At 51.3% G+C, this 24,272-nt stretch carries 21 protein-coding genes and 1 pseudogene; 3 read left to right on the top strand and 19 right to left on the bottom strand.

Going from position 1 to position 24,272, the window contains the following annotated elements; all coding sequences use genetic code 11:
* Nucleotides 1–52 precede the first annotated feature (52 nt).
* From PT964_RS09705 to PT964_RS09685, 5 genes are all read right to left on the bottom strand, one after another.
* Complete coding sequence (locus PT964_RS09705; protein WP_274363161.1) at nucleotides 53–880, bottom strand: carbohydrate ABC transporter permease; 828 nt, start codon at nucleotides 878–880, stop codon at nucleotides 53–55.
* Between the two features lie 23 nt (nucleotides 881–903).
* Nucleotides 904–1,803, bottom strand: coding sequence for a carbohydrate ABC transporter permease (locus tag PT964_RS09700; RefSeq protein WP_274363160.1), 900 nt, complete (start codon nucleotides 1,801–1,803; stop codon nucleotides 904–906).
* A 33-nt stretch (nucleotides 1,804–1,836) separates the two neighbouring features.
* On the bottom strand, nucleotides 1,837–3,108 hold the full coding sequence (locus tag PT964_RS09695) for an ABC transporter substrate-binding protein (RefSeq protein ID WP_274363159.1): 1,272 nt from the start codon (nucleotides 3,106–3,108) through the stop codon (nucleotides 1,837–1,839).
* Nucleotides 3,109–3,335: 227 nt separating this feature from the next.
* Nucleotides 3,336–4,298 carry a glycoside hydrolase family 43 protein gene (locus PT964_RS09690; RefSeq protein WP_274363158.1) on the bottom strand — a complete coding sequence of 321 codons (963 nt, stop codon included), beginning with the start codon at nucleotides 4,296–4,298 and terminating at the stop codon, nucleotides 3,336–3,338.
* Nucleotides 4,299–4,336: 38 nt separating this feature from the next.
* Nucleotides 4,337–5,269 (bottom strand): copper amine oxidase N-terminal domain-containing protein, encoded by a 933-nt coding sequence (locus PT964_RS09685; RefSeq protein WP_274363227.1) that lies wholly within the window; start codon nucleotides 5,267–5,269, stop codon nucleotides 4,337–4,339.
* Nucleotides 5,270–5,437: 168 nt separating this feature from the next.
* Here PT964_RS09685 and msrA point away from each other — a divergent pair, with 168 nt between their 5' ends.
* Nucleotides 5,438–6,397 carry a peptide-methionine (S)-S-oxide reductase MsrA gene (msrA, locus tag PT964_RS09680; protein ID WP_274363157.1) on the top strand — a complete coding sequence of 320 codons (960 nt, stop codon included), beginning with the start codon at nucleotides 5,438–5,440 and terminating at the stop codon, nucleotides 6,395–6,397.
* A gap of 27 nt (nucleotides 6,398–6,424) precedes the next feature.
* Here msrA and PT964_RS09675 read toward each other — a convergent pair whose 3' ends face one another.
* From PT964_RS09675 to PT964_RS09620, 12 genes and pseudogenes are all read right to left on the bottom strand, one after another.
* The gene (locus tag PT964_RS09675) at nucleotides 6,425–7,072 is read right to left on the bottom strand and encodes a nucleotidyltransferase family protein (protein WP_274363156.1); all 648 of its coding nucleotides are present in this window, start codon (nucleotides 7,070–7,072) and stop codon (nucleotides 6,425–6,427) included.
* An 11-nt stretch (nucleotides 7,073–7,083) separates the two neighbouring features.
* Complete coding sequence (locus tag PT964_RS09670) at nucleotides 7,084–8,178, bottom strand: XdhC family protein (RefSeq protein WP_274363155.1); 1,095 nt, start codon at nucleotides 8,176–8,178, stop codon at nucleotides 7,084–7,086.
* Between the two features lie 19 nt (nucleotides 8,179–8,197).
* Nucleotides 8,198–8,664 (bottom strand): annotated as a pseudogene (locus PT964_RS09665) ((2Fe-2S)-binding protein).
* A gap of 22 nt (nucleotides 8,665–8,686) precedes the next feature.
* Complete coding sequence (locus tag PT964_RS09660) at nucleotides 8,687–9,520, bottom strand: FAD binding domain-containing protein (RefSeq protein WP_274363154.1); 834 nt, start codon at nucleotides 9,518–9,520, stop codon at nucleotides 8,687–8,689.
* The gene (locus PT964_RS09655) at nucleotides 9,517–11,802 is read right to left on the bottom strand and encodes a xanthine dehydrogenase family protein molybdopterin-binding subunit (RefSeq protein ID WP_274363153.1); all 2,286 of its coding nucleotides are present in this window, start codon (nucleotides 11,800–11,802) and stop codon (nucleotides 9,517–9,519) included. The genes PT964_RS09660 and PT964_RS09655 overlap by 4 nt, the downstream gene beginning before the upstream one ends.
* Nucleotides 11,803–11,975: 173 nt before the next feature.
* Entirely contained in the window at nucleotides 11,976–12,980 is a 1,005-nt protein-coding gene (locus PT964_RS09650; RefSeq protein WP_274363152.1) for an FUSC family protein, read from the bottom strand.
* Nucleotides 12,981–13,058: 78 nt separating this feature from the next.
* A complete protein-coding gene (locus PT964_RS09645; protein WP_274363151.1) occupies nucleotides 13,059–13,523 on the bottom strand; it encodes a NanQ anomerase/TabA/YiaL family protein in 465 nt (154 codons plus the stop codon).
* A gap of 56 nt (nucleotides 13,524–13,579) precedes the next feature.
* Nucleotides 13,580–14,920, bottom strand: coding sequence for a sialidase family protein (locus PT964_RS09640; protein WP_274363150.1), 1,341 nt, complete (start codon nucleotides 14,918–14,920; stop codon nucleotides 13,580–13,582).
* A 23-nt stretch (nucleotides 14,921–14,943) separates the two neighbouring features.
* Nucleotides 14,944–16,644, bottom strand: coding sequence for a type 2 periplasmic-binding domain-containing protein (locus tag PT964_RS09635; protein ID WP_274363149.1), 1,701 nt, complete (start codon nucleotides 16,642–16,644; stop codon nucleotides 14,944–14,946).
* Between the two features lie 21 nt (nucleotides 16,645–16,665).
* Complete coding sequence (locus PT964_RS09630) at nucleotides 16,666–17,556, bottom strand: carbohydrate ABC transporter permease (protein WP_274363148.1); 891 nt, start codon at nucleotides 17,554–17,556, stop codon at nucleotides 16,666–16,668.
* 13 nt (nucleotides 17,557–17,569) lie between these two features.
* The gene (locus PT964_RS09625) at nucleotides 17,570–18,529 is read right to left on the bottom strand and encodes an ABC transporter permease (protein WP_274363147.1); all 960 of its coding nucleotides are present in this window, start codon (nucleotides 18,527–18,529) and stop codon (nucleotides 17,570–17,572) included.
* Between the two features lie 12 nt (nucleotides 18,530–18,541).
* Entirely contained in the window at nucleotides 18,542–19,471 is a 930-nt protein-coding gene (locus PT964_RS09620) for a dihydrodipicolinate synthase family protein (RefSeq protein ID WP_274363146.1), read from the bottom strand.
* A 285-nt stretch (nucleotides 19,472–19,756) separates the two neighbouring features.
* Between PT964_RS09620 and PT964_RS09615 the strand changes: the two genes are divergently transcribed.
* Nucleotides 19,757–20,431, top strand: coding sequence for a FadR/GntR family transcriptional regulator (locus tag PT964_RS09615; RefSeq protein ID WP_274363145.1), 675 nt, complete (start codon nucleotides 19,757–19,759; stop codon nucleotides 20,429–20,431).
* Nucleotides 20,432–20,450: 19 nt separating this feature from the next.
* The gene (locus tag PT964_RS09610; RefSeq protein ID WP_274363144.1) at nucleotides 20,451–21,152 is read left to right on the top strand and encodes a FadR/GntR family transcriptional regulator; all 702 of its coding nucleotides are present in this window, start codon (nucleotides 20,451–20,453) and stop codon (nucleotides 21,150–21,152) included.
* Between the two features lie 77 nt (nucleotides 21,153–21,229).
* On the opposite strand, the gene PT964_RS09605 is transcribed toward PT964_RS09610, so the two are convergent.
* Together PT964_RS09605 and PT964_RS09600 are read right to left on the bottom strand one after the other, a co-directional pair.
* A complete protein-coding gene (locus tag PT964_RS09605; protein WP_274363143.1) occupies nucleotides 21,230–22,990 on the bottom strand; it encodes a glycoside hydrolase family 2 protein in 1,761 nt (586 codons plus the stop codon).
* A 62-nt stretch (nucleotides 22,991–23,052) separates the two neighbouring features.
* Nucleotides 23,053–24,165: a Gfo/Idh/MocA family protein gene (locus tag PT964_RS09600; protein ID WP_274363142.1), complete on the bottom strand. Its 1,113-nt coding sequence runs from the start codon at nucleotides 24,163–24,165 to the stop codon at nucleotides 23,053–23,055.
* Nucleotides 24,166–24,272: the final 107 nt, after the last annotated feature.

Below are 24,272 nucleotides of genomic sequence, written 5' to 3'. Positions count from 1 at the left end.
CGGTCTTTCCTGCCATCCTTTTCTTTCAGCTTCTGCTCTTCTCGATCGGGTTTTAATCCTTCACGGCTCCCGCCGCGATATCGGAGATGAATTGCTTGCTGATGAACAGAAACATTGCGATCAACGGCAGTACGGCGAGAAGCGTACCGGCGATGACCATGGCGTAATCCGTATTATAGATGCCGTTAAGCTGCGAAAGAGCGATCTGAAGCGTGAATTTCTTGGCATCCGTCAAGACGATGAGCGGCCATAAGTAATCGTTCCAGACGCCGATGAACGTGAACGCGCCGAGAAACGCGAACGCGGGGCGCAGGATCGGCAGTGCGACGTGAAAATACAGGCGGAAAAATCCGCACCCGTCGATTCGTCCCGCATCCAGAAGCTCGCTCGGAACGGCCCCAACCGTATACTGCCGAATCCAGAAAATGCCGAATGCGTTCACCATGCCCGGAACGATGAGCGCCTTGAAGGAACCGACCCAGCCGAACTCGGCCATAATGACGAATGACGGCACTAAAGAAAGCTGAGACGGCACCATCATCGTAGCGAGAAGCAAAATAAACAGCCATTTCTTCCCCGGAAATTCGAACTTGGCGAATGCGAATCCCGCAAGCGAGTCGAAAAACAGTACCAGCAAGGTTACCGTAACGGATACGAACAACGTATTAAGCAGCGCGTCGAAAAAATGGATCTGCTGCATGACGCGCGTGACGTTGTTCATGAATTCCCCGCCAAACCACAGCTTAGGCGGAAAGCTATAGATGTCCGAGGTCGTCCGTGTCGACATAACGACGAGCCAATAAAACGGAAACATGGACATAAGCATGCCAATCAGCAGGCCCGCGTACAATACGAACGACTTCACGGATTTGTGAACCATGCGTAACACTCCTTTCCGTCACATTAGTCTTTGCGCTGCAGCAGCTTCCAGTTCAGAATCGAAAAGAGAGCGATAATGATGAACATCCCCCAGCCGACGGCCGCGCCGTAGCCGAAGTAATTTTTGATGAACGACTCCCGGTATAAGTAAAGGACGATAGTCATTCCGCTGCTGCCGGTCCCCCCGTCGTTGCCTACCAACACTTGCGGTTCCGTAAACAGTTGCATGCCTCCGATCGTCGAAGTGATGACGGTAAACAGGATGACCGGCCGAAGGAGCGGGATCGTGATTCGGAAGAACGATTGCATGACCGAAGCGCCGTCGATTTTCGCCGCTTCGTACAGCACCTGCGGAATGCTTTGCAAGCCGGCCAAATAAATGATCGCGTTATAGCCGGTCCACCTCCAAATCACCATAGTGGAGATTGCGATCTGAATCCCCCACGGCACGTTGAGCCATTGAACGGCGGACAGTCCGAACAGCTTTAGCAAGTAGTTGAGAAACCCGAATTCATTCGCGAAAAGCGCGCCGAAGATAATTGCGACGGCGACGATCGACGTCACGTTCGGGAGAAAGTACCCGACTCGAAACAAAGTGCGAAACCTAACGAATGGAGCGTGCAGCAGGAACGCGATAATTAACGCGAAGAACAGCATAGGGATAGTGGAGTATATCCAAATGACGAACGTGTTGCCGACGGCCTGCCAAAATTCGCCGTCCGTGAACATGTACCGAAAGTTGTTGATTCCGTTAAAGGTCATCTCCCCGATGCCGTCCCAACGATGGAATGCCAAATAAAGCGAGAACCCGATCGGAAATATGCCGAATACGGCGAACAAAATATAGAAAGGCGAGATCGCCAAGTAGACGGATCGCTGCTTCCAGATCTCCGCCCAAACGGACGTCATACCCCGCGTGTGCATAAAGGACCCTCCCTCACAAGTATGGTGGTCATCTTACCGTTGAAGCTCGCGCTCAACTCGTTTTATCGCATCCGACCACGATTGGTCCGGATCCAGGTTCTGATTCGCGATGTTACTTAAATAACGGGTCATAATGCCGTGGATTGAAGGGTACCGCTCGCCGAAATAGGCGACTTTCACGTTCCGGGCGGATTCGGCGAAGATGTTTCCGGTTGCCTGGTTTCCGAAAAATTGTTCTTCGCGCTGCATGGACGAATCTTCGAACACGCCTGGCGTCGAAGGGAACAGGTTCATCGTTTGGAAGGCGGTCAGTTGGTTTTCCGGATTTTGCAGCCATTCGATCACATCATAAGCTTCCTGCGGATGCTTGCTTGATTTCAATATGGATAAGAACGATCCGCCGTTATTGCCGTCGCCTCCCGGGGCGCGTGCGACACGCCATTTCCCTGCGGTATCCGGCGCGGCTTCCTGCAATACTTGCTTCATCCAGACCGCTCCGATAAAAGACGCGATTTTTCCGTTGTTCATAGCTGCGTTCCATTCCGGCGACCAGCCCGGGGCATCCGCCAACAAGTCTTTCTCGTGCATGTCGACCGCGATGTTCCAAGCCTTCTTGACTTGCTCGGAACGGTCGCCGATATATTGGCCTTCTCTTGTAAAATAAAGATCGGTTCCTTGCGCCATCACTTGGTTGTAAACGCTTCCGATGTTGTCGGTTAAAAATACTTTGCCGGCGAACGCCTGTTTCAGCTTTTCGCCCGCAGCGATGTAATCGTCCCACGTCGCGATAGTTTCGCCGACCTCCTCAGGGTCCGTCGGCAAGCCGGCTTGTTCGAACAAGTCCGCTCTATAGAACAGCGCCGTGGGTCCGGTATCCATCGGAAATCCGATCATCTTGCCTTCCGGCGTGACGCCCTGCTTCCACTTCCACTCCAGGTACCTGCTTTCCACATCTCCCGCTCCTAACTCATACAAGTTATAAAAGCGGTCCGCACTGGTGAACAGCTCCATAATCCAGTCGTTCAAGGCAACAATGTCCGGTTCTCCGGATTTCGCGGCGAGCGTCGTCTTCAGCTTCGCTTTGAAGTCGCCTCCGACCTTTTGCGCGTGTAACTCGATGTTCGGAAATTGCTTTTCTACTTGTGCGATGAGGTTGTCGTCGATCGATCGATTCCAGTACCATAGAGTGAGCGTAATTTTGTTCGATTGCGAAGCGTCTTCGCCCGCGAACAACAGACCACAGCCGCTGAGCGTCACAATCATCGCTAGACATAATGCGAGCCATCCGTATCGGTTCAAGTGCATATACCCTCCTCCGGTATAAATTTGCTCCAAGCGACAGCATAGGCTGCATATCCGTACTAATGTATGAGCGAGCTGCAAACATGTATGAGTAAATTCCCGAAAAGCTGTAAGAAAAGGCGATAAAGACCAAAAGGCGATGAAATAGGAATTGCTGCGAGAAAAACAAAAATAACCCGCTAAATAGCGGGTTAATAGATTGAAAGATTCGATTAGTGATTTAATAAAAATCAAGCCTCTCCTGACGGAACCGGAAGTACCCGATCGTGCGGCACCGGTACTCCGAAGTTTGGCTCGCCTTCCGCCGTCCAGGTGAATTTCTGCATTCTAACGTCCCGCATGGCGCTTCCGCCCCCGGAAACCGGTATTGCGTGATATACGATCCAATCTTCCGTGCCGTCCGGCGATACGGTAAAGCTGTTATGTCCCGGACCGAATACGCCATTTTCCTCCGATTTCCGAAAAACCGGGGTTTCACGTTTGGTCCAGGAGTCCGGGTCCAACAGATCGCTGTCCTCCGATGCGCTCAGCATACCTAATGCATAATCATCGGACCAGCAAGTGCTGGCCGAATAAATCAGGAACACTTTGCCGAACCTTTTCAGGAAACAAGGACCTTCGTTAATCGCCATCCCTCCTTGATGCTCCCATTCGTACTCCGGTTTCGTAAGCAGCACATTCTCGCCTTTCAGCGTCCAAGGATTTTCCATCCTGGCGGCATATACGGCTGAGCCGTATTCCGGGAAACGGCCGTATCCTGCATACATAAAAATAAGTTTCCCGCGATGTTCCAGGATGCTGCCGTCCAGACCGGGGAATGCGGTGTTTACGGCGCCTTTCTCGGTCCACTCCCCTTCCAGCGGATCGTCATTCGCGTTTTCCAGCACGTAAATTCGGCGCGTATCGTCCCCGCCCCCGTCATTGGCCGTGAAGTAAATATACCACTTCCCGTTAACATGATGGATTTCCGGTGCCCATAAATTACGGCTGTTCATTCCGGTTGCCGGAGGAAGCCAGACGGTTTTACATCTGCCTTCCTGGATTCGGCTCATCGATTCGGATGACCATAAATCAAGACGATCCCCTCTTGTTACCATGAAGTAATAGTTGCCGTCCGTATGCTTATACATCCACGGATCAGCCCCTTTAGCCATGATCGGGTTTTTAAACGTGCTTCGGATTACATTTTCCATATGGCGTCTCACCTCTCTTAAGTTCCGTTCCGTACTCCCTAGAATTGTTCGCTCAATCGCCGTTGATCGAACAGTTCAAACTTGCTCCCGTTCCATATATATAAATCCGACTGCCATAACGCTGCACTGATTCTATGAGAGAAATAAAGGCCAGTTAAGCCCTCTTCATTAAAAACACCAACTTGCTGAGGAGCCGATTCGATACCGGACTCCTTCAGATCTACCGCTACTAACCGGTCACCTGTCCATTCGTATAATGCATAGCTTGGATATTCCCCTGCATCCGTAACAAAAATTTCCTTGCCGCTTCCCGTTATGATATCCGCAGACTCTATGAGCAAATAAAGCAACGGCTTGAAGATTTCCGTTTCCGACTTTAAAACCCACTTGGAATCGTTCCTTTGATATACGCCGAGCACATATTTTGCATCCGTATCCGTCAATACCTCCCGTGCGAACAACAACTCTTCAACCCCATCTCCATCCAGATCGGAGCGAGCAGTCCAATTTTTATTGTCAGCCGCTGGTTTAGCGGTGTTTATTGCGATCGTTCGGGATTTCCCGTCCCAAATCACCGATGCTCCAAGCGCTTCGCTAAAAAAACGCAAAGGAACCACAGCCGCTCCGTCAATTATACGTCCGGGTACGGGTAATTTTTTGCTTTCGCCATTCATCATTGCAAAGGAAGCGCCGATTTTATATTGAATGATGGTAAAGTCCTTTATTGCAGTGGCGGTACGAGTGGAAGCCTCCCATTCCAGTTGCGCTCCGAGCGATTCGAAGAGGCTGCGCATCGGGACTAACGTGTGGCCTTCAATACTGATCGAAGGAATTTCAAGCTCCATTTTTAGACCGTTAAGGAATACTACCGGCGTTTTATCGGCTGCAACCGTCCCTGAAGCGGTTGGGGTTAAGAATGCGGACATGCTTAACAACATGGCGATCGTTGCCGAAACAATTGCCGATTTCATCGCAGCCACCTCCTTTTATTCATTACTTACCGATATCATATATTAGTTATTTCAATTTTGGAAGCGTTTACCTATTTTCAGATTGGCAGGCATATCTTTTGAATCCGGTACGTTATCTGATATAGTTTTTTATAAAAGCTTGATTATAGCAATAAGGGGAGTGAACCAATGAGCGGTTCTTATGAATTGGCGACGTTCGCCGGCGGCTGTTTTTGGTGTATGGTGAAGCCGTTCGACGAGCAGCCCGGCATCGTTTCGGTCGTTTCCGGATATACCGGTGGTCATGTGGAACATCCGACTTATGAGCAAGTATGCTCCGATACGACGGGACATTACGAGGCGGTGCAAATTACGTTCGATCCGTCCGTTTATCCTTATGAACGTCTGCTTGAACTATTTTGGCGGCAAATTGATCCGACAGATCCCGGAGGACAGTTTGCCGATCGCGGTTCCTCCTATCGAACCGCCATTTTCGTGCACAACGAAGAACAGCGCAAGCTCGCGGAGCAGTCGAAACGCGAGCTTGCCGAGAGCGGCCGCTTTGAGAAACCGATCGTGACGCCGATCCTCCCTGCCTCCCCGTTCTATCCGGCTGAAGACTATCACCAACATTATTACAAACATAACCCGGTGCGTTATAAGGCGTACTTCGCGGGTTCGGGGAGAGAGCGTTTCATTCGGGAAGCATGGAAGGACCCGAACAAGGAGGCGGAGCTTAGACAACGGCTAACGCCGCTGCAATACGAGGTGACGCAGAACAACGGAACGGAGCCGCCGTTCCGCAACGAATATTGGGACCATAAAGAAGAAGGCATCTATGTGGATATCGTCTCGGGCGAACCGCTGTTCAGCTCGCTGGATAAATTCGACGCTCATTGCGGCTGGCCTTCCTTCACGAAGCCGATTGAGCAAGGTCGTGTGACGGAACAGATCGACGTGAGCCACAATATGATTCGGGTGGAAATTCGCAGCAAAGAAGGAGATTCGCATCTCGGCCATCTGTTCGATGACGGTCCGCAGCCGACGGGAATGCGTTACTGCATTAACTCGGCCTCCCTTCGCTTTATTCCGAAGCATAAGCTGGAAGAGGAAGGGTACGGACAATTTTTGGCCCTATTCGACAAGTAACCCCAATGCAACAAGCAGGGACGTAACCTATAAGGTAACGTCCCTTATCCGTTTCAGCTCCGCAATCCGAATTGCGTTCCGATAATCGTCGGGCGTGTCGACATCCGCAATGGCCCCTAAGTCTCCGACATGGACTTGAATGCGGCGTTCGGCATATTTGAAAAGAGGCTTGGCCCCTTGATCCCCGCTTAATTCATGAACGTGAGCGAATAGTGCGGACGGTATGAAAACAGGGTGTCCCGGCCGTCCTCGGTAAACGGTCTGTATCACGCACCGAGAAGCGCCGTCGCCTAGGTCTCGAATTGCATCCACCACCGTACCGATCGTCTGTTTCGTAAGAAGCGGCTGATCGCCCAGAACAACCAGCAGGCCGGCGGACGACTCGTTATTGCATTGTTTTACCGCTTCGATCACGGATGTGCTCATGCCGTCGCGGTAATGATCGTTAGATATCCACCGAAACCGGGCATCCGAAATGCATACCTTTGCCCTGATCTCCTCTCCTCGATCACCCACTACCGCCATAATGCTTTCAAACGGGAACGGCAGCAATTTTTGTATGACGGCCTGCAGCATCGGAACGCCTAGAAAGGGGATCAGCTGCTTCGGCTTCCCCATTCTTGAGGATATTCCGGCACTTAAAACAACGGCTGTGACGGACATGTTTTCTTCCATGCCTTTTCACCTCATGAGCCGTTCCGAAGGTTCGGCTGAAGGCGGTTTCCGGGTTCGGACGCTTTTCTATGAATCGGGCCGTTTCGATGCTTTAAAGATGTTCCGGTGGAGCCATTGACATGCATCATAATTTCGGACAAAATGCTGATCGCGATTTCTTCCGGCGTTTCCGCTCCGATATCAAGGCCGACAGGAGAATGGAGCGCTTCTCCCTGCTGCCCTGGCGGTACGGCTCCGCTCTCTAACATCCGGTTCGTTCGATGCTTTGGGCCAAGAATTCCTACATATGATAGCCGGAACGTAAGCAAATGGCGCAAATACAATGTGTCCTGTTCGAAATGATGCGTCATGATTACCGCATAATCATCATCGCGGATCGTAAGCTGCTCCGGCAACTTCCCGGGCTCGGAAACGATCAGTTCGTCCGCCTCCGGAAACCGCGCTTTGTTGGCATATGCCGGTCTATGGTCAACGACGGTTACGTGCCAATTCAACAGCTTTGCGCCGCGTGCCAGCGGGACGGCATCCGATCCCGCTCCGAATATGATAAGTCGCGGGATCCGCTTTAGCTTTTCAAAATATACCTCTACCTGTGCATCGCCGCATTCTACTGCATATAAGCCCGATGCGCCCGGGGCTTCTCTCAGCAATGCCGGTTGAGCTTGCCCTTGAATATATTTCTTGCCCTTCGGATAGCGATCGGGCCGGTCGGAGCATATGACGGTCCACGACGGAAGCTGCTCCCGGTAAATGGATAACATTTCAAACGCGCTTTCGTATCGGTTCCGGGGGTCGAACGGCTCGATCCAAATTTTCAACGCTCCGTTGCAGCCTGTGCCTAATCCCCAAGGTTCCTTGCCGTCGGCGTAAAAATCATACTCAATGATCCGAGGAATCAGCGTCTCCATGACTTGTGCGGCATGCTCCCACAGATCCGCTTCCACGCATCCGCCGCTTAACGTTCCATATATCGTTCCGTCTGGCAAAATAACCCCCTTCGCTCCAACCGCCCGATATGTTGAACCGGAAGTATGAACGATCGTTGCAATTGCGGCCGTTCTTCCCGAATCCCACAATTGTTCCAGTAAGCGTAAAATATCCAGCATACGTGCACCCCCTAAGCCCCTATTTATAAATAGTTGAAGGCGGGCGTCCCAACACCGAGACGACGGCATTATGAATTTCTTCATAACTTGTACATCGGCAAATGTTCGATTGCAGCCAGTCCGTAATCGTCTTCGGATCGGCATCGAGATGCGAACGGGCAAGCGCGTAAATATTCATGATAAACCCCGGCGTACAGTAGCCGCACTGAAAGCGAATTTGTTTATAAACTCGGTTTGAACCGGCGTATCGTAAAGACCTTCTATTGTAGTGATCTTTTTTCCCGCGGCTTCGACGGCCAGCATCAAACAAGCTTTCATGGGAGAATCGTCCACAAGCACCGTACACGTCCCGCAGTCTCCATTGCGGCAGCCGGGCTTGGCGCCGGTGAGACCTAAGGAATCGCGAAGTACATCGAGCAGTAAATCCGCGGGGCGGGCGGCGGCCGACCGCATCTCGTCATTCACGTTAAGATTCAACATGAGCATCAACCGTTGGGTATCCGCCACATCATTCCCCTCCCAGCTCTCTGATCATATCTTCCAGCGTTATTTTGAGCACAAGTTCCCGATACGGCGCCGAGCCTTTGCTGTCGTTCAGGATCGGGGCGGGAAGCGCCCCGAGCATTCGATTGATTCTATCCTCCAGCGGAATATCTCTGCGGTTCAGTATGGCTTCGACAGCTTGGGAACGAAAAGGGAAATCGATTAGTCCGCTGAAAGCGGCACGGATTTCATCGTCTGTGCGAATGGCGGCCACGGTGAAGAGCGGATAATCGATCGCAGCAACTTTCCGCCGCTTCACGGTCGCATACGGCATTCTCGTATAACGTTGATCCGTAACGGTTTGAACGAGAAATTCCCCTCTTTGAAGCTGTAATTCCTTGTCGAACAATTGAAGGATCGGAGCTTGCTTCAAGCCGGCCGGTCCGGCGATCAACACTTTGCTGTCGGTCAGCAGAAGAGGCAGCACCGCTTCGCGAAATACAATGCGTCCGCAAATATTGCCGCCTAGAGTAATCTTATTGCGGGAGGTCCGATCGGCAACGCCGGCTCCTGTGTCTCCAAGCAGCGGAAACACTCGGGAATCGTGAAGCTCGGACAGCGTCAAAGCGGAACCGAGAGTCAGGCTCCCTTCGCGAACGGACATCGTACGGCATTCCGGAATGTGCTTTAGATCGATTACAGCTTCGGTGTACACATGGTTGAGTCTTGCCATTGTAATAATTTCGGTGCCGCCGGAAAAGTAAAGAGGCCGTTTCCGCTGGGCATCCAAATGCTGATATAAGGTGACGGCTTCGTGAACGGTGGCGGGCTGATAATATTCGAAGTTAAACGGAATCATTCGGATGCCCCCATTTTTGCTCTCCAAATCGTTTCAGGGAACAGGGGCAGCCGGTTCAGCTGTACCCCGGCGGCACGCGACAATGCGCTTGCTAACGCCGCCGGCATCCCGATCACGCCGAATTCCCCTAGCGCGCGAGCGCCGTACGGGGCGTCCAAGCACGGATTCTCGATGAATTCCACAATATATTCGGGGTTTTCGCCATATCTGAATAGATTGTAAGTTCGTAAGTTCCAATTGGAGATAACACCTTGCTCATTAAAGTAAAACGTTTCCCGGTTAGCGAATCCGAGTCCCATGATCATCCCGCCCATCACTTGGCCTAATGCTCCCATAGGATTCATTACCTTCCCGGCATCATTGACGGAAATCGCCTTGAGAATCTTGTAGGAATAGTCCCGCGTATCCAGCTCGATCTCTACGGCCTGCGCCGCTACGTTCCATTCCGGGCCGGGCGTGCCTTCCCCGGTTTCGGGATCCAGATAGTTCATTCGGCGCTGAGTATAATTGCCGCGTCCGATAATTTGGCCGCCGATCGTATTTCCGTTCGGGTACGTATAACCGTAGCAAATGTCTTTTACGGATACGAAGACGGACGGATCAGCCCGTACGTACACTCTCTCCCACCCGAGCTCCAAATCGTCCGGGTCCGCCCTCAGCACGCACGCAGCGATATCGATCAGCTGCCGGATCGCATCTTCCGCCGCCTTCAGCGCCGCTCGGCCGGCCAGAAATACGCCGCGGCTTGCCACCGTTTTCCAATGCTCCGGCGTCGTTTCGGTATTGATTTGGAACTTTACGTATATGTTGTCCGGGTTCATCTTCATTCGCTCGGCAACGATTTGAGCGAGAACCGTTTTCGTGCCGGTCCCGATTTCCACAACCCCGGTATCCAAATTCAAGCTGCCGTCCGGATTGAAGGTAATAATCGCGCCAGAAGTGGCGTTGGGATCCATCGAGGAATTTTTCCAAAAGCAGCTGATTCCTTTAGCCCGAACCTTGTTGTTTCCCGGCTGCAGCACCTGCCACTCGTCCCAGCCGGTAAGCGCGCGCAATCGGTGCATGCAGGTCTTCAAATCCCCCAAGCTGCTTGGGGTGAGGACATCCTTCGTCGGAGCGGTATCGCCCGGCACGGCAATATTCCGCATCCGAAGCTCCCACGGATCCATCCCCAGCCGCTCCGCCAGAGCATCCACCGCTCTCTCCATCGCAAACGTCAGCTCGGCGTGCCCGTATCCCCGGTATGCCGAAGCGTACGGATGGTTCGTGTACACCGTCAGACAGTCGCAGTGCAAATGGTTAATCGCATACGGCCCGGAGCAGTCCCCCGCTGCGGCACGGGCAATATCGCTGGATTTGTCGTTGTATGCGCCTCCGTCGAATCGGTATACGATTTCCGCCGCGGTAATTTCCCCTTCCCTCGTACTGCCCAGTTTGACGGTTGCGTCAAGTCCGATATGCACGGGGGAGGTGATCATATCTTCTTCCCGCGGATTGACGAATTTGACCGTACGGCCGCCTACCGCCATGGAAGCGACATAGGCGATGAGCTCCTGCTGAATCGCCGCCTTGCCGCCGTAACCGCCCCCGACGAACGGCGTCGTCACGATAATACGGCCGGGATCGATATTGAAATACTTGCCCAAATACCTTTTCACAGCGAACGGGGCCTGTGTCGATGTTTTGATGTGAATGCGGCCGTCCGGCTCGATTTCCGCAATGGCGCTTCGCGTTTCCATCGCCGCATGGTCCGACGGCGCGAATGAAATTGAATTTTCGACGACGACCTCGCTCAAGCTCCAGCCAACGTTCATGTCGCCTTTGCGGATTTTGATCACGCTGGCGATATTGGTGCCGGGAATCGGAATGACGCCCGGGCCCGTCTCATATTCGCCGAGCCTTTCATGAATGAGCGGTGCGTTCTCAAGCAGAGCTTCTGTAGGCGAGTTCACGACGGGCAACGGTTCGTACCGTATCCGGATTGCATCCGCCGCACGTTTGGCCGCCGCTTCGGTATCGGCGACGACAATCGCAACGGTTTCCCCGTAAAACCGCACCCGATCTTTGGCGATAATCGGCCTGTCTCGTATTTCTTCACCGGTGAGCACATCGACGCTATCGCCCGTCAATACGGCGCGGACCCCCTTCACCAGCCAAGCTTCGGACGTGTCTATATCAACAATTTTTGCATGAGCATATGGACTTATTGCAATGCGGGCGTGAAGCATACGCGCATCCGAATAATCGCCGGTATAAAGCGCGAACCCCGTCACCTTACCCATAGACTCTTTCTTCGGAATACTTCTTCCTACCGCCTCGATTGTCGATCGCTCCTTTCTTCGGACATCCGTAACCTTCAGCCGTTCCTGCTAATCGTTTCATTATACGGATTGCGCTCAACGGTTATGACGTAAGGGAAGAAAAGAAAAAAGACACCCGTCCTAACCGGGTGTCTTCAAGGCGTGGTTTGAAGATGATTTACAAAAGCGGCGGTCGCCGTATGCATGGCGTCCGAGTAATGAGGCTGATCGATCGGCATTACTTTCATCGATGACGGATCCGGAATAGGCTGTCCGGACGAAGTATGTCTCGGATCCCTCCAGTATGCCCCGATCAAGCGGAGCTGTTCCGCCCACCGGTTCCGCTCGTCGCCCGACAATGTTCCGCTGGAGTGCCAATCGGTGAACATGTTCGTCGTATTTTCCAAATACGCCGCCCCGTGCTTCACCAAACTCATTCGACGCTTGTTGTCTTGAAGCATGGAACGGCTTGATCTCGCGAATATATTGAGCTTCAAGCTTTCCGCCGCCGTCTCCAGTCTTTTTTCCGCTTTAAACAGCATTTGTTGAAAAGCTTGCTCCGCCGCATGCAGCGCCGATTTCTGTTCCTCAGGGCATCCGGACCTAATCCAATCGGCGGTCATCATAAATCGATCCGCTAATAGGCCCATCAGGTCCAAAACCGTTCTTTGCGCGGGCTTCATTAAGTTCGGAGGAGTAACGATCATATGGACGGCGAGCGCCACCGCAATGCCGATGACGGTATCCCGAATGCGGTCCAAGCCGTAATGGCCGGATTCCTTCTGCAATGAAAAAACAAGCAGCACGCTTAAGGCCACTTCGTGAATGACGATTTCTTTTCTCCCGAACAGCAATGAGAATCCGGAAACCAGCATCAGAAGGAACGCTAGCGTCCATCCGTTTAAGGATAATGCGTCGGCGACCCAGACGGTTGCCGTAACGCCGATTACGGTTCCGATTAACCGATGCAGCGCATATTTGGCTGATGTCATAACCGTCGTTTGAACACACAAAATTACAGACAGCGGCGCCAGGAACGGATGCTTCGAACCGGCCAGCTTAGCCAGCTCCCATGCGATTCCGGACGCTGCGGACATTTTGATAATAAATAAGACCAGCCTTCCAAGGTTTCTTTCCTGAGCCTTTAATGAAATGTACAATGCCGCTTTCCTCCATGATTGACCATATCCGGTCGAATGTAGAATGCGGCTTCCGCACGCTTTTTATTCGTCAAATCGTCATTGGATTCTCACCTTTACGACAACCTTCCGAATAGGCTCGGGCGATCCGGCGCAGCAGCCCGGACGATGAATTTCCCCCGGCATAAAGAATGCGAACATTCCCGGATGCAGCTCCAAGAACGTCTCCTCGGACACTTCGCTGTAAAGCAGCAGATCCTGATCCTTCAGAGCATCCCGGCTGACTTTCGAAGGCAAAGGAGACCCCGTAAACCCGATACGTTCCCTTCCTTGAAGCAGATAATGAATATCTGCATACACTTCGTGAGATTCGCCGGCGGTTTCATGCGGGTGCCGCGTCGTAAGCTCGGAAACGGCGGCATATAAATCCGAGCCGTCCATTTCGAGCTTTCCGTTATCGAGCTTCGCGAAATCGGTGCTTTGCAGAAAATCTATAGCCGTCTTCAATGCTCCCGAGCAAAAGGGCGCCATCCGGCGCCAATCTTTCATGCTTCCAAACATCATGAGAAAGTGTCCTCCTTAAAAGAGCCGCCTGACTCGGCGGCTCTTGCTTCATGAATTTAAGATTTTAACCAATCCAGCGTAAAGGTGCCGAACCGGATATCCATGTTGTTCCAATCCGAGTAATCGTATACTCGCTCATAGAGGACCCCGATTTCTCCGGTTTGCAATACGGTCAGGCAGGAGTAGCCATAGTAGCCGTCGTCAATCACCTTGCTGTAAGGCCATGTTTTTCCGCCGTCTTCGCTCAAGCGGACCGTTCCTCTGATTCTTGTTTTCTCATCGGCCGGGTTGGAGAACAGAACGCGAACCTTCCCGTCTCCCTGATCCGGATAAACAATGACGCTCGATTGGCAGATCGGGTCGACGAGCGTATTGTCGAACGTCACCTCGCCCCATGACTCGCCGCCGTCGGCGCTTGCAGTGACCGCGGTTCGTTGCAGCCCGTAATGATTTCGTAAGTAATACTTCAGTTCGCCCGTCGGCAGCTCAATGACCTGCGATTCCGTCAAATAGTGCTTTTGTTCGGAAATCGTCTTTGCGGTTAGCACCTTGCCGTCCACCTCTCTGCCGTCGTTCGGGGACGCTCCGCGCTTCCAAGTCGCTCCATGATCGTCGCTGTATATGCAAGCGCAAGAGAGATGGCCCGCTTCATTCGAGAAATAGATCGGGAAAACCAAACGGCCGGCTTTCTCTCCATACTTTAATTGAATGCCGCGGCCGGGGCCGGAGCCGATGAAGCGCATCCATTCTTCCTTCACCATTAAGTTAAGTTCTCTCGGCTTGGACCAAGTCAGCCCGTCGTCATCGCTTTGGATTATCTGCAAGAAGGAGGTTCTCGCTTCAAGCAAGCTTTCTTGCGGGTGAATCCCTTTCTTGTAATATATATTTCCTCGGGGTTTGCCGGATTGGAATACATACCCTTCGGCATCCACCGTATAATCGGTTGCATTCCCTTGCGCATCCGCTACCTCTCCGCTGCCGTTCAGGAAATATAAATTTCCTTGCGGATCGAACAGCTTCCTGCGGCCGTCCGAATCGAATCCGATCCCCGGCTCGCTTGCCCAAAGACCGATTCCGCCGGGAGTGTGGCAATAGAGCATGAAGATCGTGCCCGTTATCTCATCCTGCAGCAGGGCGGTATCGATAGCAGCCGCTCCGTCCAGCCCTTCTCCGGCAAAGGAAACGAGCTTTTGAACATCTCCCCACGTCTTCCCGTGGTCAACGCTTCGCCGGATGGAAGCGTCGATTTGGTTCGGGTTATCCGTCTGATCCGCAATTCTTGCATCGATTCCGGCAATCACGGTCCCTTGGACAGTCGTAATCATCGATGGAATTCGGTAAGCCTTAGAACCGTACAAATTCGGATAAAACACTGCTTGCGTTTCAATATTCGGCATATGGCAAAACTCCCGTCCCGTGTTTATTTGTTATTTAATAGGTCGGCGACCTTCGGCGCTTTCTCCAGCTCGGCGAGCATTTCCTTTCCGCCGTTATTCATCCAGTTCTTCACATATTTGTCCCATTCTTTATCAATATCGATTTCCCCGACGATTGCTTTCATGCGGAATTCGTCGACGATCGTGTTCAACTGGCCGCTGTAACGCTTCGTAAGCTCCTGTTGTTTCGTTTCGTTTAAGAGATCCCATTTGTACGGACGAATCAGCATCTTCTCTTTGACATCGTCCCGGGCGTAAAACTCTTCTTTTAACTTCAGCGTATACTCGGATGTGAACCATTTGACTCTTTCCTTGCTGTACGTACGGAAGTTGTAAGCCCAGAACCCAGAATTGCCCTCTTCTGCGGCAAATTCCGGACGCACCTTCAGCGCAGACTTCTCCGGCTCTCCTTCCCAATCGGAATGGACGCCGACTTCGCCGTATAAAGTCCATCTTGCTTCATCGTCATGGTTTATATAATCGAAGATTTGCAAAATCCGCGCCAGCTCTTCATCGGTCACATCTTTCGAGACGTAGAAAGCGTCGGCCAAATTTGTAACCGGTAGATAAGCGCCTTCCCCTTGCCGGCCGTCCGGTCCGATTTCCGGAGCCAATGCCAGCAGCTTTGCTTTCGAATCCGGGTTTTCTACAATGTTTTGCGGAGCTCTTCCTTTCGCCCAATCGTCCATTGCGATGTATGCAGGCTGCGCGATATAATAGCCGATTTTTCCTTGCTTGTACTTTTCCCAGCCGAGCTTTTCGTCCAATGTCGTGAATTCGGGGTCGATCAGGCCCATAGCATACCATTTCGCCATGAGCTTCAGGAAGTCCTTATATTTTTGCGAAATTTCCGTAACGACGAGCTGATCGTTTTCCATAAAATTATAGCCCTTGGCGATGCCGAAGGCGCCCATCAACGTCGTCGCCCAGTTCAAGTTGTTATTGGCCGGCAGCAGCCCGTAAGTGTCATCCTTTCCGTTGCCGTCCGGATCGTCGAAAGTAAAGGCTTTCAAGATTTCCTCTAATTGTTCCAACGTGTATGCGCCTTCCGAAAAGAATATCTTTTCGCTGCCGCCGCTCGGTCCGACCTGCTTCAGCTCGCCGGGCGGTTCGATGCCTAATTTTTCGAGCCAATCGAGGCGGAGTGTCGGCCCCCAAGCCAGTCCGTCGACGTGCGAATATTGGCCGATTAATTGCAAGTACTCGTTATCCGTGCCTTTCTTCAAGTTCATGACCGGGCCGGGAGGATTCTCGGACAGCATCTTCATGTAACGCGGGGCATATTTTTCAAGCATTTCCTTAGGGATCGTTCTCGTTAAACCGGAATCAAACAATTCCTGCGCTGTCTTACCGCCTGTCGTAAACGCAAACGTATCGGGCAAGTCGCCGGAAGCAACCATTAAATTGACTTGGTCGGCGTTCCAGGTGTCTACTTTCGTATTTTCGATCGAAATGTTAAATTGCTCTTCCAAACGCTTTTGCACATAGCTTCCGTCTTCGGCCTTCCCTTTCGTAAGGGAACCGGATAGCTGGAGTGTCAGATGCTTCGAAAAATCCCCCGGTTCCGGCAGCTTTGCAAGATCGACTTCCCCGCCGGCTTGCTGTCCGGCTCCGGAGCCGCAACCGGCAATCACAATTGCTGCGGATAAGAAGGCTGCTGCGACATGACGTTTCCCTTTTTTCATTTTGTTCTCCTCCTTGTTTAGTTACCCCTTGAGTGAACCGACCATTATGCCTTTAATGAAATATTTCTGAACGTATGGGTATACCATAACGATCGGCCCGATGGAAATCATGACGGTTGCCGCACGCACATTGCTGAGCAGCAATTCCTTGTTCGCTCCCCCGCCTCCGCCAATGGCGCCTGCGTTGGCGGATTGGGACATATCCATGGCGGTTAACATGTCCCTGACAATAATTTGAAGCACGGTCTTGGAGTCGTCTTGAATGTAAACCAATGCGTGAAACCATTCGTTCCAGTGGTACACGGCAGCCCATAAAGCAATGGTTGCAAGCACGGGCTTGGATAGCGGCAAAATGATTTTGCTAAGTATCGTAAAGTAGCCGGCCCCGTCCACGACCGCAGATTCTTCAATCCCTTTATCAATCGTCATGAAATAATTTCTCATAATAATGATGTAGAACACGTTTACTGCCGTAGGCAAAATGAGCGCCCACCTCGTATCCAGCAGCCCCAAGTTTTTCACCAGCAAGTAGTCCGGAATAATGCCTCCGGAGAAAAACATGGCGATTAAGAAAAAGATGGTGATCGTGTTTCGAAACGGCAAATCCTTCTTTGCAAGGGGGTATGCCGCCAACACGGTAAAAGCGACAATCAAGAACGTCCCGGACACCGTACGAACAATCGTATTTGCATACGCTTGCATAATATCCCCATAGCCGAATACGAACCGATAAGCGTCAGGGGTCCATTGCTCAGGCCACAAATTCGTGCCTAGACTTGATGTTTGGCTTGGGTCCGAGAAAGAAATCACGAACGTCTGCCAGAAGGGATACAATACGAGCATCGAAAACACAATGAATCCGATGATGAGTACCCCTTCGAAGAGCGAGAATCTTTTTGTGCCAACCCCCATATTGCTTCCTCCTCTACCAGATTCCATGCTCGCTTTTTCTCCGAATAATCGCGTTTGCGCCTAAGATGAAGATCACTCCGATTATATTTTTGAATAATCCGACCGCGGTGGCGTAATCGAACTGGAACTGCTCCAAGCCGCTGCGGTACACATACGTATCGATAATATCCGCGACTTCGTATACGAGCGGGTTGTACAAGTTCAAGATTTGGTCGAACCCGGCATTCAGAATCCCGCCTAACCGAAGAATGAACATAATGATGACCATCGGCATAATCGACGGCAACGTAATATGAACCATCTTTCTGAACCTGCTGGCTCCGTCCATATCGGCCGCTTCATACAATGACGGATCGACGGAAGAGATCGCCGCCAAATAAATAATGGCTCCATACCCTATTTCCTTCCAAATATCGGTCAGAATAACGACGGGAATAAAGAAGATTTTGCTTGATAAAAAATTGATCGGGTCACCGCCGAAGGAAGTAATAATAAAGTTGATGATCCCTCTTTGCGGCGAGAACACTTCGATAACCATGGCCGATAAAATGACCCACGACATAAAGTGAGGCAAGTATGAAATCGACTGCGTAACCTTCAGAAATTTTTGACTCCGGATTTCATTCAGCAGCAATGCGAACACGATCGGCGCCGGAAACGCAATGACGATTTTTAGAATACTGATCACGAGGGTGTTTTTTAACGCCCTAAGAAACAAGAAATCGGAGAACAGCCTTGAGAAGTGTTCGAAGTGATTCCACGGACTGCCCCAGATTCCAAGGCCCGGAGAAAAATTTTTAAAGGCGATGAGAATCCCGTACATGGGAAGATAATTAAAGATAAATAACATGACGGCTGGAAATAATAGCATTACATAAAGCAATTTCATTTTTTTCACTTGCTGCCATGTCGACTTCTTCTGGTTGTTTACTTGTAATGCATCGCGTTGTGCTAACACGGCTTTGTTCGACATCGTTCCACCCCTTTATCGGACATGATTGCCGGCGTAATACTTTGTCAGGCTCTCAATTTCTTCGTTAAGCTGTTTGAGCTGCTCCGCGTGCTCCTTCCCGACCGGCAATAATGGCAATCTGGGTAAACCCGTCTCTATCCCTCGCATACTTAGAATTGCTTTACATGCTCCGTATAAGGAAGGGAAGGCTAACAGCCTGGTAATGATCGCGTTAATTTGATGCTGCAGCTGCTGAGCTTCTTGAACGGCTCCCTGACGAATAAAACTTTCCAGCCGGCAAAATAATTCGGGCATGACGCCGTACGTTCCGCCGATCCCACCGTCGGCTCCCATTATTCTGCCGCCTGCATACTGTTCGTCCGGACCGTTATAAACGAGAAAATCTTTTCCGGCATTGACTTTAAACTGTTGAAGTTCAAAGACGCTTTCCCCCGACATTTTGATTCCGATGACTTTATCCTGGGCGGCCATTCGCTTGAACAACGACTGGGTCAAGTTGAAGCCGGTCGTTTGCGGAATATGATAAATAATGAACGGTAATGCGGAGCTGTCGATCATCACCTGCCAATGCTTCTCGACAGCGCTTTCAGAAAGCCTATAATAAATCGCCGGTACGGCCGAGACGGCATCGGCGCCGCATTGCTCGGCATGGACCGCCAATTTGGCGCTTTCCCTCGTTGAGCTTGCCCCAACATGAACGATTACCGTCAGCTCCTTGCCCACTTCCTCCATGACGGCTTCCAGTACCTTTTTTCTTTCCTCCGTCGTTTGAAGCATGCCTTCGCCGGAGCTGCCGCCGACATATAATCCTTTGATGCCGGTATCGACATAATAGCGCGCTAGTTTTCGTACTCGTTCCGCACAAATGTCCCCCGCCTCATCGTAAGCGGAATACATTGCAACAAAGACACCTTTAAATTTGCTCAAATCCCATGCTGCCATGAACTTCATCTCATTTCTTCAGGGTGTAATAGCCGGGTGAATCGTTCGGTTTCATCAAAGGGATGATCATCACCCAATCTTCTGGTCAGACCAGCTGATCATACGAAAAGAGTAACGCAACCTTGCAACCGCTGTCAATACCGTTTTTGAGTTTTGTTTTCGGGTCCTCTCGCCCTATACTTTCTTACAATATTGTTTTTATTGACAATTTCTTCGCCAAAACGTACGATCATAGTCAGGTGGTATGACCATTGGAGCGAAATTAAGAAAAGTGTGTGGTGCACTATGAATCATAAAAGGCCTTCTCTCGTAGAAATCGTTCATGACCGCATTAAGGATTACATCGTAGATCGTCGGCTGAAGCCGGGAGATCGGCTTCCCTCCGAGAAGGAAATGATCGAAGTGCTGGGCGTAAGCCGTGCGGTCGTCCGGGAGGCGCTGAAGTCGCTTCAAATGATGGGCATCGTGGATATTAAGCCCGGCCAAGGCATTGTTGTCGGCGAGCTTTCGGTTAAACCGGTATTTGAACAAATCGCCTTCCAGTGGAAGGTCGACGGGAAGAAGTTTAAGGAGCTGCTCGATACCCGCTGTGTGCTTGAACTCGGAGCGATCGATCTTGCAATCGAACATTACGATCCGACCGCCATCGAAGCGATAGAACATTGGAACCAGGTGCTTCTGGATAAGATTCGCCGGCAAGAAAGACCGGAGCGGGAAGATCTGCAATTTCACCATGCTCTCTTTGAGGCAACCGGCAATCATACTTATAGTCAGCTTAGTCAAGTCGTGCATGAGTATTTTAGCCGAAGCCGGCTTGATAAAATTAACGACATTGACGCTTATGAAACGGCCTATGAGCAGCACAGTTTAATCCTTCATTGGATCAAGAAGAAGGATGCTCCCCGGGCTAAGCAATGCATGGTTGAGCACCTGCAGCCTTTGTATGAATACTTGAAATAGAATAAAGGTGATCGTCCCTATGAAACCGATTCAAAAAGACGAGCGTTTGACGCTTAGTAAAATTGTGAGCGAAAACCTCAAGGAATACATTCTGGATCATCGCCTTGAACCCGGCCAGAAGCTTCCCTCCGAACGGGATTTGGTCAAGATGATGAATGTTAGCCGCTCCATTCTCCGTGAAGCGCTCCGCATCTTGGAAAGCACGGGGATTATTGCAATCAAGCACGGCGAAGGAGCTTTCGTTCAAGGAGACCGCGACTTATCCTCCTTGTTTGAACACATCTTCTTCATGTGGAAGGTCGGAAATAAAACTCGCGGCGACTTGCTGGAGCTGCGTTATATTTTCGAATTGACCGCTATTGAACAAGCCGTGCAGCGGGCAACCGACGAGGACTTGTCCGAATTGGAGAAATTGGCGCTTAGAATGCAAGAGGTTACCGATACGAAATCGATACAAGACGCTGACATCGAATTCCATCGCGGAATGCTTAAGACAACCCATAGCGAGCTTTTCATCCAAATGACCGATCTTATCATTGAATATTTCTCCAATGTCCCCCATGACCATATGGATATCAAGGAACGCGACAAATCGGTACGCGACCACCTGCAAATCGTAGAGGCCATACGAAAGCGCGATGCGGCTAGAGCCAAACAATTGCTGAAGGACCATTTGGATTATTCCAAAGCGCGCCTTCTATACGTCAACGAAACATTGTGAAGCGTAAAAAAGAGGCCCTTTCAAGTCCGTAGGACTTTGAAAGGGCCTTTTCTTTTTTCATTTATAACGGGTTCATTTCACCCTTCCTCTTCAATCGCGGCTTTTCGCGAATTGATCTGGCGAATGATCGAAGGATCAAACTTTGCCTTGCGTTCATAAGTGTACAAGCCGTTGACTTCTTGTTCAATATCGTACAGCTGCGTGTAGCAAAATCCGAACATCATCGGGTTTTCCAGCAGCACCTGCGTCAAGCCCTCATACCGCTGCAAAAACTCTTCTTCGCTCTGCGGTCTGTTGCCGTACCCCCACCCTTCATTGTCCTTCTGGCCGGGATTCCACCAAATTCCGCCGTACTCGCTTACGAAATAAGGCTGTCCCGCGTACGATTGCCGGTCGGCAAACGTAACGAAAGGCTTTCCGCCTGTTTTCATCGGTTCGTAACGCGCTTTGAACGTTTCGGGATTTTGATCGTAGTCGTGCACGTCGAAAATATCGGTCTCAACATGGAAGTTGCCGCTCGTGTCGATGACCGGGCGCGTAGGATCCAGCTTCTTGGTGACCTGGTAAACGATCCGCAGCACTTCGTTGTTTTGGCGGGCGCCGTTATGATCCCATGTTTCATTGAAGGGGCACCATCCGATGAGCGAAGGATGATTGAAGTCGCGCTCCACCGCTTCCATCCATTCCGGCAAAAACCTCTCCAGTCCTTTCGACGTCGTAATATCGAGCCCCCAGTTGGCGTGTTCCCCCCAAACCAAATAGCCGAGCCGATCGGCCCAATACAAAAATCTCGGCTCGAAAACTTTCTCGTGCAGCCGGGCGCCGTTAAATCCCATCGCCATAGACAGCTCGATGTCTTTCCGTAAATCGTCGTCCGTAGGCGCCGTATAAATTCCATCGGGATAAAAACCCTGGTCAAGCACTAATCGTTGGAACACGGACCGTCCGTTAATCCGGAACGCCATTCCGTCCAATCGAATACTGCGTAAGCCGAAATAAGAATCAATCGAATCGACGACCGAATCTTGCCGAATGAGCCGCAGCTTGAGATCGTAGAGCGACGGATTTCCCGGCTCCCATAAATGAGTTTCCGATAAATCAAGGGACATTCTTGCGTCAGGGCCGCTCAATGCGGCGCGGCGAATCCCGACTGAATTTCCGTCGAAGAACGCTTCGGCTTCGATAAACGTATTTGCGACGTGCCCCGCGATTGCAGCCTCGAGGTGGACGGAGGCGTTGTCCGCATCGGGGACGACTTTGAAGCTTTTCACATACGTTTCGTTCACAGCCTCCAGCCACACCGTCTGCCATATTCCCGTCGTGCGCGTATAATCGCAGCCCTGCGAATGAAATGTTCCGCTCTGTTTTCCGCGAGGCTGCAAGCCGGAACGCAAACGATCCTGAGCGTAGACGGTGACCGTATTGCTGTCGCCGGAAAGCTGCTTCGTAATATCAAAGGCGAATGGGGTATAACCGCCCTTATGAGTGCCGACCGATTGGCCGTTGATCCATACTTCCGTTTCGTAATCGACGGCACCGAAATGAAGAAGAATAGTCTTGCCGGCCCACGGTTCCGGAATCGTAAATTGCCGTTTGTACCACACCGCTTCCATGAAATCTTTATGCTCGATACCCGACAGCTTGCTCTCCGGACAAAACGGCACCAGGATGCGGCTGCTCATGGCGCGGTCGATTTCATACAAGCCTCTGGCCTTACCGCTGTTGCCGTGATCGATTTCAAACTGCCATTCGCCGTTTAAATTTATCCACTCGGAACGCACCATCTGCGGACGCGGATACTCCGGTCTCGGAATAGCCTGCGGGCTCTCTTGAATCATGACAAGTCCTCCAATCATTGTTACGTATAAATAAGGTTATCGACCTTCCGGAACACATCGATTTAATCGTTCAATTGATCCAAAGACAACGGAGTGAATGATGTAGACAAATCTTGGGCCATTCCCGTGCTCGCCGCCCGATACCCGGATTCAATGATATCTACTACGTGTCTTGCATGCTCCGTGCTCGCTATGGTAGGAATTCCGAGCGTCACCCAGTCGACCAACTGCATAATGTCTTCATAAACATGGGATTCAAGAAGTTCCTGATGAACCCCCGTTACATGAGGCTGGTGGTCGCCTTCGCGAACCAATTGTTGATCGCCGAATTTCGTTCCGATGATGGAGCCGCGCGTTCCGTAAATATTGGGAGTCCATCCTGTAATCGTTCCGGCAATCGTAGTGTATACCGTTGCATAGAACGAATTTCCGAAATCAAGCAGCAGCATCGTGGAATCGTCCATCTCATTTACGATCGTTTGACCTCTGAATGGATGTTCCGGAATTCCAATGCCTGAGAATGCGGTAACGCGTTTCGCCGGTCCTAAAATACCCGTCAGATTGTGCAAGGCGTAAACCGAGACGTCGTACATCGGGCCTCCGCCGGGCTTCTTGTAATACCATTCGGGATTAACGTTCGTTAGAATGTCGTTTCCGGTTCTGAATTCTTCGTTTAAGTGGTATGTGCCGCTGCCTGCGGACGTACCGGTAATAGCCCAAGCCAATTGGCCGAGCGAGCCGTCCAAGACAAGCTTTCTCATTCTTCGGTTCACCGGATGCAGCATCATGCCGGGGGATGCTACGACTTTTACGTTTTTCTCGGCTGCCCTCCGGATAATTTCGTCCGCTTCGTCAACCTGGGTGGTCATCGTTTTATTGAAATGCACATGCTTCCCCGCTTCAATTGCCATTAAGCCCTGCTCATAGTGGAGTCCGATCGGCGTGCAGATCGTTACGATGTCCACATTCGGGTCGGCGAGCAGCTCCTCGCAGCTTTCATACGCCGCATCGACGCCGTATTTGTCCGCCGCAGCCTTTGCCCTTCCTGGAACGGTATCGCAAATAGCCGCCAACCGGACTTTCTCCTGCGCATCCTCCTGGCTTAAGTGCGTTAACGCTCCCCGAATCGCAATCGCCCCCGCGCCTACGATGCCGATCCCAACCTTCTCCCTCATCTCAACCTCTCCTTCTATCAGAAAAATGTAACCGCTTCCCCTTCCTCTAACATTACTAGTTTTGCTGCGACAAATAAATACATAATTTATTAAAAATACCACCTGCA

Origin of the sequence: Paenibacillus thermotolerans, from assembly GCF_028745515.1 — a bacterium.
Taxonomy (GTDB): domain Bacteria; phylum Bacillota; class Bacilli; order Paenibacillales; family YIM-B00363; genus Paenibacillus_AE; species Paenibacillus_AE thermotolerans.
The sequence above is the reverse complement of the archived record's forward strand: the minus strand, read 5'-3'. Positions and strand labels throughout refer to the sequence as shown.

Coding starts and splice junctions, on each gene's coding strand:
- PT964_RS09635 (WP_274363149.1), bottom strand. CDS start 16,644: ATGAAAAAAGGGAAACGTCATGTCGCAGCAGCCTTCTTATCCGCAGCA.
- PT964_RS09675 (WP_274363156.1), bottom strand. CDS start 7,072: ATGGAAGAAAACATGTCCGTCACAGCCGTTGTTTTAAGTGCCGGAATA.
- PT964_RS09615 (WP_274363145.1), top strand. CDS start 19,757: ATGAATCATAAAAGGCCTTCTCTCGTAGAAATCGTTCATGACCGCATT.
- PT964_RS09600 (WP_274363142.1), bottom strand. CDS start 24,165: ATGAGGGAGAAGGTTGGGATCGGCATCGTAGGCGCGGGGGCGATTGCG.
- PT964_RS09610 (WP_274363144.1), top strand. CDS start 20,451: ATGAAACCGATTCAAAAAGACGAGCGTTTGACGCTTAGTAAAATTGTG.
- PT964_RS09655 (WP_274363153.1), bottom strand. CDS start 11,802: ATGGGTAAGGTGACGGGGTTCGCGCTTTATACCGGCGATTATTCGGAT.
- PT964_RS09705 (WP_274363161.1), bottom strand. CDS start 880: ATGGTTCACAAATCCGTGAAGTCGTTCGTATTGTACGCGGGCCTGCTG.
- msrA (WP_274363157.1), top strand. CDS start 5,438: ATGAGCGGTTCTTATGAATTGGCGACGTTCGCCGGCGGCTGTTTTTGG.
- PT964_RS09660 (WP_274363154.1), bottom strand. CDS start 9,520: ATGATTCCGTTTAACTTCGAATATTATCAGCCCGCCACCGTTCACGAA.
- PT964_RS09605 (WP_274363143.1), bottom strand. CDS start 22,990: ATGATTCAAGAGAGCCCGCAGGCTATTCCGAGACCGGAGTATCCGCGT.
- PT964_RS09670 (WP_274363155.1), bottom strand. CDS start 8,178: ATGCTGGATATTTTACGCTTACTGGAACAATTGTGGGATTCGGGAAGA.
- PT964_RS09625 (WP_274363147.1), bottom strand. CDS start 18,529: ATGTCGAACAAAGCCGTGTTAGCACAACGCGATGCATTACAAGTAAAC.
- PT964_RS09690 (WP_274363158.1), bottom strand. CDS start 4,298: ATGGAAAATGTAATCCGAAGCACGTTTAAAAACCCGATCATGGCTAAA.
- PT964_RS09645 (WP_274363151.1), bottom strand. CDS start 13,523: ATGATGTTTGGAAGCATGAAAGATTGGCGCCGGATGGCGCCCTTTTGC.
- PT964_RS09620 (WP_274363146.1), bottom strand. CDS start 19,471: ATGGCAGCATGGGATTTGAGCAAATTTAAAGGTGTCTTTGTTGCAATG.
- PT964_RS09630 (WP_274363148.1), bottom strand. CDS start 17,556: ATGGGGGTTGGCACAAAAAGATTCTCGCTCTTCGAAGGGGTACTCATC.
- PT964_RS09640 (WP_274363150.1), bottom strand. CDS start 14,920: ATGCCGAATATTGAAACGCAAGCAGTGTTTTATCCGAATTTGTACGGT.
- PT964_RS09685 (WP_274363227.1), bottom strand. CDS start 5,269: ATGAAATCGGCAATTGTTTCGGCAACGATCGCCATGTTGTTAAGCATG.
- PT964_RS09700 (WP_274363160.1), bottom strand. CDS start 1,803: ATGCACACGCGGGGTATGACGTCCGTTTGGGCGGAGATCTGGAAGCAG.
- PT964_RS09695 (WP_274363159.1), bottom strand. CDS start 3,108: ATGCACTTGAACCGATACGGATGGCTCGCATTATGTCTAGCGATGATT.